This is a genomic window from Amycolatopsis sp. NPDC047767, assembly GCF_040704195.1.
Classification (GTDB): Bacteria; Actinomycetota; Actinomycetes; order Mycobacteriales; family Pseudonocardiaceae; genus Amycolatopsis.
This window is the reverse complement of the sequence record NZ_JBEYSJ010000011.1, coordinates 184715-196818: the sequence shown is the minus strand read 5'-3', so window position 1 is coordinate 196818 and position 12104 is coordinate 184715. Positions and strand designations below refer to the sequence as shown.

1 protein-coding gene (cut by a window edge) is annotated in these 12104 nt (G+C 75.0%); it reads right to left on the bottom strand.

Features of this window, described 5'->3' with window-relative positions; all coding sequences use genetic code 11:
- Positions 1–18: 18 nt before the first annotated feature.
- Positions 19–12104, bottom strand: the 3' end of a protein-coding gene (locus AB0878_RS21750) for a type I polyketide synthase (protein WP_366582064.1). Its footprint extends 15319 nt past the window's final position; the window shows 12086 of its 27405 coding nt (coding positions 15320–27405); its start codon lies beyond the right edge, outside the window — the gene reads right to left on this strand; its stop codon occupies positions 19–21.

Here is a 12104-nt window from a genome sequence, read left to right as displayed (position 1 = left end):
GTCACTCGCTCGGCTGGGTCACTCGGTCGGCTCTTGCCCGGTCAGCGCGGCCCGCACGAGGTCGTCCACGCCCATGTCGTCGATGTCCGCACCCGCGTCCGCCTCGCCGCCTTCGGCCAGGCGCAGCAAGGTGTCCAGCACGCCGCTTTCGCGCAGCTTGGCCAGCGGCACCGCCGAGAGCAGCGCCCGCACCCGGGTCTCCTCGTCGCCGGCCTCGGCCGCTTCCGGAGCCAGCTGCTCCAGGAGGTACGCGGCCAGCGCCTCGGGCGTCGGGTGGTCGAACACGAGCGTGGAGGGCATCGTCAGCCCGGTCGCCGCCGTGAGGCGGTTGCGCAGTTCCACCACGCCGAGCGAGTCGAACCCGAGGTCCCGGAACGGCTTGTCCGGTCCCACCACGTCGAGGTCGGCGTACCCGAGCACCTCCGCGGCCCGCACCCGCACGAGGTCCAGCACGGCCTCTTCGCGCTCGTCGGCGGGCAGGCCGGCGAGGCGCTCGCGGAACGCGGACGTCTCCTCGGCCGGCGCGGCCGCTGCCGGTTCGACGTAACCCGGCAGGTCGCGCAGCAATGGATTGGGCCGCGCGGGTCCGCCGCTGAAGCCCCCGGCGTCGACCTGGACCACCACCGCCGTCGGACGTGGTTCGGTGACGAGCTGCCGCAGGGCGAGCACGGCCAGATCCGGGTCCATCGCGGCGATCCCGCTGCGGCGCGCGGCAACCTCGGCCGCCGCCCCGGTCGCCATCCCGGCTCCGCCCCAGGCGCCCCACGCGATCGACGTGGCCGCGAGCCCTTCGGCCCGGCGCCGTTCGGCGAGGGCGTCGAGCACCGCGTTGGCGGCGGAGTAGTTGGCCTGCCCCGGGTTGCCGACCACGGCCGACGCCGAGGCGAACAGCGCGAACACCGCGAGGTCGTGGTCGCGGGTCAGCTCGTCGAGCAGGAGCGCCGAACCGACCTTGGCGCGGAACACGGCTTCGAACCGGTCCGGCGTGAGTCCGTCGAGCACACCGTCGTGGAGCACACCGGCGGTGTGGACCACGGCGGTGAGCGGCACGTCGGCCGGGATCCCCGCCAGCAGCTCGGTGAGCGAGGCCCGGTCGGCGACGTCGCAGGCGGCGATCGTCACGCGGGCACCCCGGTCTTCGAGCTCGGCAGCCAGCTCGGCCGCCCCGGGCGCGGCCGCACCGCGCCGGCTGGCGAGCAGCAGGTGCCCGGCCCCGGCCTCGGCGAGCCGGCGCGCGACCAGCGCCCCGAGTCCGCCGGTGCCACCGGTGATGAGCACCGTGCCCGTCGGATCCCAAGTCCGGGCTTCGCCGCCGGCCGGAGCCGGAGCCAGGCGCGCCCCGAACACCGCGGACGGACGCACGGCGAGCTGGTCCTCCCCCGCCGGGCCGGCGAGGACACCGGCGAAGCGGGCGGCCGAACGCTCGTCGAGCGTCTCCGGCAGGTCGACGAGCCCGCCCCAGCGGTCGGGGTGTTCCAGCGCGGCGACGCGGCCGAGCCCCCAGCAGGCGGCCTGCAGCGGGCTGGTCACGTCCGTGCCGCCCGCCGGCACCGCACCCCGCGTCACCGCCCACAGCGGCGCGGTGGTCCCCGCGTCGCCCAGCGCCTGCAGCAGGGTCGTGGTGGCCGCGAGCCCGTGCGGCACGCCGGACGTCGTGCGTTCGTCGAGGGCGAGCAGCGAGACGACTCCGGTCACCGGACCCGCCGCGCGCAGCTCCTCGGCGAGCGCGGCCCGGTCCTGGCCGCCGACAGCCAGGCGAACCACGTCGGTGCCCAGCGCGGCGACCGCAGCGTCCGTCCAGGCGTCGCCGTCGTGCGTCTCGGGGACGACCGCGAGCCAGGTGCCCGCCGGAGCGGCCTCGGCCGCGCCGGTCAGCGGCGACCAGGTGACGCGGTGGCGCCAGGAGTCCACTGTGGACCGGTCGGCGACGGTCTTGCGCCAGCCGAGCAGCGCGGGCAGGACCTGGCCCAGCGCACCGGCGTCGACGTCGAGCGTGCTGCTGAGGTGCTCGAAGTCCTCCTCCCGCACGGCCGACCAGAAAGCGTCGTCACGCGAGGACTCGGCGGCGGGGGCGGCGCCGAGGGCCTGGCTCTCGGGCCAGAACCGCTCGTGCTGGAAGGCGTACGTCGGCAGGTCCACCACGCGGTGGCGGCCGAGCAAGGCCCGCCAGTCGGGGCTCAGGCCGGCGACGTGCAGCCGGGCCAGCGCCCCGAGCAGCGCGCCCGGTTCACCGCGGTCCTTGCGCAGCACCGGAACGAGCGTCGCGCGGTCGTCGAGGGTCGCCGCCGCCATCGCGGAGAGGACCCCGTCGGGACCGATCTCCACGAACACATCGGCACCGGCCTCGGCCAGGCCGGCAACACCGTCGGCGAAGCGGACCGCGTCGCGGACGTGGCGCACCCAGTACTCCGGGGTGAGCACCTCGTCGCCGGCCGGCGCGCCGGTGACCGTGGACACGAGCGGCACCACCGGAGCGGCGTAAGCCACGCTCCGGGCCACCCGGCGATAGTCGTCCAGCATCGCGTCCATATGAGGTGAGTGAAACGCATGGGAGACCCGCAAACGCCTAGTCTTCCGGCCCTCGGCCGCGAACCTCGCGGCGAGCGCTTCGGCCTCCGATTCGTCCCCGGCCACCACCACCGCGGCCGGGCCGTTGACCGCCGCCACCGAGATCCCCGGCGTGAGCAGCGGCGTGACCTCGTCCTCGCGGGCCTCGATCGACACCATCGCCGACTCGGCCCCCGGCAGCGCGTCCATCAGCGTCGCGCGGGCGGCGACCAGGCGGGCGGCGTCGGCGAGGGAGAAGACGCCGGCCACGTGGGCCGCGGCCAGCTCGCCGATCGAGTGCCCGGCCACCACGTCCGGCCGGATGCCGAGCGAGGTGACCAGCCGCACCAGCGCGACCTCCACCGCGAACAGCGCGGGCTGCGTGTAGCCCGTGCGGTCGAGCAGCTCGGCCTCGGCCGTGCCGGGCTCGGCGAACACGATCTCCCGCAGCGGGCGCTCGAGGTGCTCGTCCAGCGCGGCCACGACCTCGTCGAAGGCCTCGGCGAACACCGGGAACCGGTCGTAGAGCTCGCGGCCCATGCCCGCGCGCTGCGCGCCCTGGCCGGTGAACAGGAACGCGGTGCGGCCCAGTGACCGCGCCCGGCCCTCGCTCACCGACGGGGACGGCGCGCCCTCGGCGAGCGCGGTCAGCCCGGCCAGCAGCTCGGCGGTGTCCGACGCCAGCACCGTCGCGCGGTGCTCGAACGTCGCACGGGTGGTGGCCAGCGCGTACGCGACTTCGGCGGGCGAGAGGCCCGGCTCGTCGAGCAGGCGGTCGCGCAGCCGCTGGGCCTGCGCCTTCAGCGCCGCTGGTGTACGGCCCGAGACCGGCACCAGCACCGGCCCGGCGGACTCCTCGGCCGAGACCGCGGGCTGTTCGGGCGCCTGCTCCAGGATCACGTGCGAGTTCGTGCCGCTGGCGCCGAACGACGACACCGCCGCGCGCCGCACCCGGCCCACCTCGGGCCAGGCCCGGGACTCGCCGACCAGCTCGATCGCCCCCGCGCTCCAGTCCACCTGGGACGTCGGCGCGTCGGCGTGCAGGGTCTTCGGCAGCACGCCGTGCTGCATCGCGAGCACCATCTTGATCACGCCCGCGACACCCGAGGCCGACTGCGTGTGGCCGAGGTTCGACTTCACCGACCCCAGCAGCAGCGGGTGTTCCCGCTCCCCTCCGTAGATCGCGAGCAGCGCCTGGGCCTCGATCGGGTCACCCAGCTTCGTGCCGGTGCCGTGGGCTTCGACCGCGTCCACTTCGGACGGTTGCAGGCCGGCGCCGGCGAGCGCCTTGCGGATCACCTTCTGCTGCGCCGGACCGCTGGGCGCGGTCAGGCCGTTGGAGGCGCCGTCGGAGTTGATGGCCGAACCCCGCACCACGGCGAGGATCCGGTGGCCGTTGCGCACGGCATCGGACTGGCGTTCCAGCACCAGCATGCCGACGCCCTCGGCCCAGCCGGTGCCGTTCGCCTCGTCGGAGAAGGCCTTGCACCGTCCGTCCGGCGACAAGGCGCCGAGGTCGCTGAACTCGACGAAGTTCACCGGCGTCGACATCACCGTGACCCCGCCGGCCAGCGCGACCGAGCACTCACCGCTGCGCAGGGCCTGGGCGGCGAGGTGCATCGCGACCAGCGAAGACGAGCACGCCGTGTCGACCGACACGGTCGGGCCCTGGAGGCCGAACGTGTAGGCCAGGCGCCCGGAGAGCAGGCTCGACGACTGCGCCGTCTGCCAGTGCCCGCCCTCTTCGCCGAGCACGGGCCGGTAGTCGCCGCTGCCGCCGCCGACGAACACGCCCGCGTCGGTGCCGCGCAGGCCGGCCGGGTCGACCCCGGCGCGTTCCAGCGCCTCCCACGCGGCTTCGAGCACGATGCGCTGCTGCGGGTCCATCACCACGGCCTCGCGCGGCGAGATCCCGAAGAAGCCGGGGTCGAAGTCCGCGACGTCGTAGAGGAAACCGCCCTGGCGCGTCACGCTCGTGCCCGGCGTCTCCGGGCCGCCGGCGAACAGCTCGTCCATCGGCCAGCCGCGGTCGGCGGGCATGTCGCCGACCGCGTCGACCCCGTCGGAGACGAGGCGCCACAGGTCTTCCGGCGACCGGACGCCACCGGGGCAGCGGCAGCTCATGCCGACGATCACGATCGGGTCGTCGGTGACCGCCGCCGTGGTCACCACGCCGGCGCCGCTGTCGTCGGCGCCGAACAGCTCGGCGTCGAGGAAAGCCGCCAGCACCTGCGGGGTCGGGTGGTCGAATGCGAGGGTGGCCGGGAGCGCCAAGCCGGTGGCGTCCCCGAGCTGGTTGCGCAGGTCGACCGCGGTGAGCGAGTCGAATCCGAGGTCCTTGAACGGCAGGTCGGCGGCCACCGCGTCGGCGCTCGCGTGGCCGAGGACCAGCGCCGCCTTCTCCCGCACGGCGGCGAGCAGCCGCCGGATGCGGTCCGCCTGCGGCAGTTCGCGCAGTTCCCCGGCGAGACCAGCCGTCTTCTGCGTGACCGCCTCGGTGAACTCGGGCAGCTCGGTGAACAGGTTCGTGGGGCGCGTCCGGGTGAACGCCGGGGCGAACTTCTCCCACTCCACGTCCGCGACGATCGCGGCCGGGGCGCTCAATGCCGTCACCGCGGCCGCGGTTGGCATCGCGGGAAGACCCGACAGGCGCAGGTGCCCGGCGAGAGCGTCGTCGGTGCCGGCCCAGGCGCCCCAGGCGATCGCCTGCCCGGCCAGGCCACGCAGGCGCCGGCGTTCGGCGATCGCGGCCAGCTGCGCGCCGATCGCGGCTTCGTCGGCGCGGCCGGCCGCGCCCCAGGCTCCGGCGAGGGAACCGAACACGAGGAACGCGTCGAGCTCGCGGTCGCCGAACAGGGTGTCGAGGGTTTCGGCGCCGCCGAGCACCGCGGCGACCGGGTCGCCGTGGCCGGTGCCGTCGTCGGCGTGGACCACGGCGGTCACGTCCGCGACCAGCTCGGCCGACAGCTCGGTGACGACCTCGGCCGGCACGCCCAGCTCCGGAGCGTCCACAAGGGACGGTGCCCTGAGCAGGAGCCGCTCGGCGCCGTGCTCGGCGAGCCACCCGGCCACGGCCAGGCCGGTGCCGGTCGTCCCGCCGGTGACGAGGACGGTGCCCCGCGGCGTCCACCGCTCCCCCGCGACCGCGCGGACGATCCGGCGGGCGAACACGCCGCCGGAGCGGACCGCGACCTGGTCTTCGCCGCCCGCCAGCGCTGCGGCCAGCCGGGCGAGGGCACGGTCGTCGGGCTCGGCGGGCAGGTCGACGAGGCCACCCCAGCGTTCGGGTGCGTCGAGCGCGGCCACCCGGCCGAGCCCCCACACCGCGGCCTGCGCCGGGTCGAGGTCTTCGTCGTCGCCGACGGCCACGGCACCTCGCGTGACGCACCACAGTGGAGCGTCGACGCGGTCCAGCAGGCCGGCCGGCGCGACGTCCAGCAGCGACAGCACTCCGGTGAAGTCCGTCTCCGCGGGCAGCGCGTCGAGCTCGGCGGCCACGGCCGTGTCACCCAGGGCGGCCAGGATCGCGGTCACGTACTCGTCGCGCTCCGCCGGGACGAGCACGAGCCAGCGCCCCTCCGCACCGCCGTCGGGCGTGATCGGCCGCCACACCACGTCGTACTTCCACTGCGGCACCCGCGCCTCGTCCTGCCGGCCGCGGCGCCAGCGCGCCAGCGCCGGCACGAGGGCGGCGAGCTGGTCGCCGTCGAGGTCGAGGCTCGCCGACAGCGTCTCGAGGTCGGCGTCTTCGACCGCGGCCCAGAACCCGGCGTCCGCCGGATCCGGCGCGACCTGCGCGTCGAACTCCGGCCAGTAGCGCTCGCGCTGGAACGCGTACGTCGGCAGCACGACACGGCGGGCGCCGGTGCCGGCGAAGTAGGTCTCCCAGTCCACGGCGACCCCGCGACCGTGCAGCCGGCCGAGGGCGCCGGCCCACGCGGCTTCTTCACCCCGGCCCTTGCGCAGCGCGGCGATGGCTTCGGTGTCCTGCCCGAGACCGGCCTGCGCGAGTGCGGTGAGCACCCCGTCGGGACCGAGCTCGAGGAACGTCGTCACGCCCTGGCCGGTCAGCGTCGCGACGCCGTCGGCGAACCGCACCGGCTCGCGCACCTGGCGCACCCAGTATTCCGGCGACGCGAGCTCCCCGGCGGCCGCGACCGCACCGGTCACGGTGGACACGACCGGGATCTCCGGCTCGGCCAGGGTCAATCCGGCGACCACGGCCCGGAACTCGTCCAGCATCGGGTCCATCAGCGGCGAGTGGAACGCGTGGCTGACGGTGAGCCGCTTGGTCTTGCGGCCCGTCAGCCGTGCCACCACCGCGAGCACCGCGTCCTCGGCACCCGAGAGCACCACGGCGTCCGGGCCGTTGACAGCGGCGAGCGCCACGTCACCCGAGAGCAGCGGCGTGACCTCGGCCTCGGTCGCCTGCACGGACACCATGGCGCCCCCGGCCGGCAACGCCTGCATCAGCCGGCCGCGAGCGGCGACCAGCGTGCACGCGTCCGCCAGCGAGAACACCCCGGCGACGTGCGCCGCGGCCAGCTCGCCGATCGAGTGCCCGGCCACGAAGTCCGGCCGGATCCCGAGCGAGGCGGCCAGGCGGAACAGCGCCACCTCGATCGCGAACAACGCGGGCTGCGTGTACGCGGTCTCGTCGAGCAGCTCCGAATCCGTGAAGACCACGTCGCGCAGCGGCCGGTCGAGCTCGCGATCGAAGTGCGCGAGCACCTCGTCGAAGGCCTCGGCGAACACCGGGAACCGGTCGTAGAGCTCGCGGCCCATGCCGGCGCGCTGCGCGCCCTGACCCGAGAACAGCACGGCGGTGCGGCCGGTCGTGGCCTTCGTCCGGCCCGCCTCGGCGACACCGTCCGAAGTGGACACCAGCACCGCGCGGTGGCGCAGCGCGGCGCGGCCGGTCGCGAGCGTGTAGCCCACGTCCACCGGCGACAGCTCACCGGCGGCCGCGGTCACCCGGGCGATCTGCGCGTCGAGCGCCTGCTCGGTGCGGCCCGAGACCAGCCACGGCACAGCCACCGGCTCGATCACGGCGGGCTCGGCCGGCGCCAGCTCGGGCGCCTGCTCCAGAATCACGTGGGCGTTGGTGCCGCTCACGCCGAACGCGGACACCCCGGCGCGGCGCGGGCGGCCGGTCTCCGGCCACTGCGTGACGTCGTCCAGCAGCGAGATCGTGCCGCCGGTCCAGTCGACGTGCGAGGTCGGGCGCTCGCTGTGCAGCGTCTTCGGCAGCACGCCGTGGCGCATCGAGAGCAGCACCTTGATCACGCCGGCGACGCCCGCGGCGGCTTGCGAGTGACCGAGGTTCGACTTCACGGCGCCGAGCAGCAACGGCGTGGTCCGGTCGCGGCCGTAGGTCGCCAGGACCGCGCCGGCCTCGATCGGGTCGCCCAGCTTCGTGCCGGTGCCGTGGGCCTCGACGACGTCGATGTCCGCAGTGGACAGTCCGGCGTCGGCCAGTGCCTGGCGGATCACCCGCTGCTGCGCGAGCCCGTTGGGTGCGGTGAGGCCGTTGGACGCGCCGTCCTGGTTGACCGCGCCACCGCGCACGACGCCCCAGACCTCGTGGCCGTGGCGCATCGCGTCGGACAGGCGCTCCAGCACCAGCACGCCGACGCCTTCGGCCCAGGCCGTGCCGTCGGCGTCCTCGGAGAACGCCTTGATGCGGCCGTCGGCGGCGAGACCGTTCTGCGTGCTGAACTCGAGGAACGAGCCCGGACTCGCCATCACCGACACACCGCCGGCGAGCGCGAGCGACGACGTGCCGCTGCGCAGCGCCTGCGCCGCCCACTGCAGGGCGACCAGCGAAGACGAGCAGGCCGTGTCGACCGTGACGGCCGGGCCTTCCAGCCCGAGTGTGTAGGAAAGGCGGCCGGACAGCACACTCGCCGTGGTGCCGGTGGCGATGTGCCCCTGGATGTCGGCGGACGCGTTCTGCAGCAGCTGCACGTAGTCCTGGCCGTTGGTGCCCACGAACACGCCGGTGTCGCTGCCGCGCAGCCCGTCGGCGTCGATGCCCGCGTGTTCCAGCGCCTCCCACGTGGTTTCCAGCAGGAGCCGCTGCTGCGGGTCCATCGCGAGGGCTTCGCGCGGGGAGATGCCGAAGAAGCCCGCGTCGAAGTCCGCCGCGTCGGAGAGGAACCCGCCTTGCAGCGTGGCGGAGGCTCCGGCGGCCAGCGCTTCGAGGTCCCAGCCGCGGTCGGCCGGGAACGGCGCCACGGCGTCACGGCCCTCGACCAGCAGCTGCCACAGGTCCTCGGGCGAGCGGATCCCGCCCGGGTACCGGCAGGCCATGCCGACGACGGCGATCGGGTCGTCGTCCACCGCGCGTGCGGCCGGGGCCGACGACACCGGGGTGTCGAGCGTGCCCAGCAGCTCGCCGAGCAGGAACGCGGCCAGCGCGCGGGGGCTGGGGTGGTCGAACACGATCGTCGACGGCAGCGTCAGCCCGGTCGCGGCGGCGAGCGAGTTGCGCAGCTCGACCGTGGTCAGCGAGTCGAAACCGAGGTCCGCGAACGGCTGGTCGGCCTCGACCTGGCCCGTACCGTCGTGACCGAGCACGGCCGCGACCCGCACCAGCACCAGGTCGAGCACGGCGCGGACGCGCTCGGTTTCGGGCAACCCGGCGAGCGTGCGGCGCAGGGCGTTCTCGTCCTGCTGCTCCGCGACGTCGGTCCGGGCCAGGGCACGGACCTCCGGCAGGTCGGCAATCACCGGGTCCGGGCGCACGGTCGCGAAGCGCGGCCAGTCGACGTCCAGCACCGCGAGCGCGGTGTCGCCGGCCTCGATCGCATGCCACATCGCGGTGATCGCCGCGGCGGGGTCGAGCAGGCCGAAGCCGCCGCGCCGCACGCGGTTCGCGATCTCCGCGTCGCCGGCCATGCCGTCGTCGGCCCAGGGGCCCCAGGCGATCGACGTCGCCGGCCGGCCCGAGGCGCGGCGCTGGGCGGCGAACGCGTCGAGGTAGGCGTTGGCGGCGGCGTAGTTGCCCTGCCCCGCGGCACCGAGCGTGCCGGCGACTGAGGAGAACAGGACGAACGCGTCGACGTCGCCGGCCAGCTCGTGCAAGTTCCGCACGGCCGTGGCCTTGGCGGCGAAGACTGTGTCGAACCGTTCGGGGGTCAGGGTGTCGAGCACGCCGTCGTCGACGACGCCGGCGGTGTGGAAGACGGACCGCACCGGGTGTTCGGCGAGCAGGTCCGCAAGGGCGGCGCGGTCGGCGACGTCGCACGCGGCGATCGTCACGCGGGCACCCAGCTCCGCCAGCTCCTCGGCGAGCTCGGCCGCACCTGGCGCATCGGGGCCGCGGCGGCTCGTCAGCAGCAGGTGCTCTGCGCCTTCCGCGGCGAGCCGGCGGGCCACGCGACGGCCGAGACCGCCGGTGCCGCCCGTGACGAGGACGGTGCCGGTCGGCGTGAACGTCGTCTTCGGGTCGGTGGCACTGTGCGCGAGCCGCCGGACGAAAACGCCCGACGCGCGCACCGCGAGCTGGTCCTCGTCGCCGGACCCGGCAAGCGAGGCCACGAGCCGTGCGGCGACAGCGGAGTCCAGCTCCGCGGGCAGGTCGATCAAGCCGCCCCAGCGGTCGGGGTGTTCCAGGCCGATTGCCCGGCCGAGGCCCCACACCGCGGCCTGGTCCGGGCTCACGCCGGCGTCGGCGCGGCCGACGGAGATCCCGCCGCGGGTGAAAATCCACAGTGGAGCATCGACGTTCGCGGCACCGAGCGCCTGGACCAGCGCCGCAGCGGTGAGGACCCCGGCGGGAGTATGACCTTCGCCGGTCTCGCCGGGCTCCGGCAGCAAGATCACGCCGGCGTAGGGACCGGCGCCGATCTCGTCGATGCTCGGTACCACAACGGTGTCCGTGCCCAGCGCTTCGACGACGCCGCGGGTCCAGCCGGACCCCGCCGGGACCACCACGAGCCACGTGCCCGACAGGCGTCGTTCGGCGGGCCGGAACGGTTTCCAGTCCACGCGGTAACGCCGGCCGTCCACCGTGGCCCGTTCGGTGCGGCGACGACGCCAGGCCGAGAGCGCGGGCACCATCGGCTGGAGCGTCTCGCCGTCGAGGCCGAGCTGCTCGGCCAGCGCCGTCACGTCCTCCTGCTCGACGGCGGACCAGAAGTCGGCGTCGGCGGGATCGGCCGCGACGGGAGCGAGAGCCGCGGGCTCCGGCCAGTAACGCTTGCGCTGGAACGCGTAGGTGGGCAGGTCGACGACCCGCGCGCCGTTGCCGGCGAACACGCCGTCCCACCCGATCGGCACGCCGTGGACGTGCAGGCGGGCGAGCGCACCGAGCGCGGTCGCGACCTCGTCGCGGTCGCGGCGCAGCACGGGCAGCACGAGCGCCGCTTCGGTCAGCGACTCCTGCGCCATCCCCGACAGCACCCCGTCGGGCCCGAGCTCCAGGAACGTCGTGACGCCGTGACCCGCGAGCCAGGACACGCCGTCGGCGAACCGCACGGCGCGGCGGACGTGGTCCACCCAGTACTCCGGCGAGCACGCCTGCTCCTCGGTCGCGATGTTGCCGGTCACGTTCGAGACGAACGGGATCACCGGCGCCGTGAAGCTCACGGATCCGGCGACGCGGCGGAAGTCGTCGAGCATGGCGTCCATGCGCGGCGAGTGGAACGCGTGGCTCACGCGCAGGCGGCGGGTCTTGCGGTCCAGCTCGGCGAAGTGCCGCGCGATGGCCCCGGCTTCGGCCTCCTCACCGGCGATGACCACCGCGCGCGGCCCGTTGATCGCGGCCAGGGACACGCCTTCGGTGAGCAGCGGCGTCACTTCGTCCTCGGTCGCCTGCAGCGCGATCATCGCGCCTCCGGCGGGCAACGCCTCCATCAGCCGGCCACGCGCGGCGACCAGCTTGCACGCGTCCTCCAGCGTCAGCACCCCGGCGACGTGGGCCGCCGCCAGCTCACCGATCGAGTGCCCGGCGAGATAGTCCGCGCGCACGCCCCACGACTCGGCGAGCCGGTAGAGCGCGACCTCGACCGCGAACAACGCCGGCTGCGTGGAGCCGGTCCGGTCGAGCAGCTCGGTGTCGGCGCCCCAGATGACCTCGCGCAGCGGCCGGTCCAGCTCCGCGTCGAAGCAGGCGCACGCGGCGTCGAAGGCGTCGGCGAACACCGGGAACCGCTCGTACAGCTCACGGCCCATGCCCAAGCGCTGGCTGCCCTGTCCGGTGAACAGGAACGCCGTGCGCCCGCGTCCGGCACTGCGGCCGGTCACCAGGTTCCCCGCAGGCGCTCCGTCGCGCACGGCGGTGAGGCCGGCGAGCAGCTCGGCCCGGTCGCCCGCGACCAGGCCCGCGCGGTGGTCGAACGCCGAGCGCGCGGTGGCCAGCGAGTACGCGACGTCCGCGAGCCGCAGGCCGGGCTCGTCCGTGAGCCGGTCCAGCAACCGAGAAGCCTGGGCGCGCAGGGCGTCTTGCGACCGTCCGGAAAGGACGACCGGAACGGCCTGCTCGACACCCGGCTCCACGACCACGTCGACCGGCGGTGCCTGCTCCACCACGGTGTGCGCGTTCGTGCCGCTGA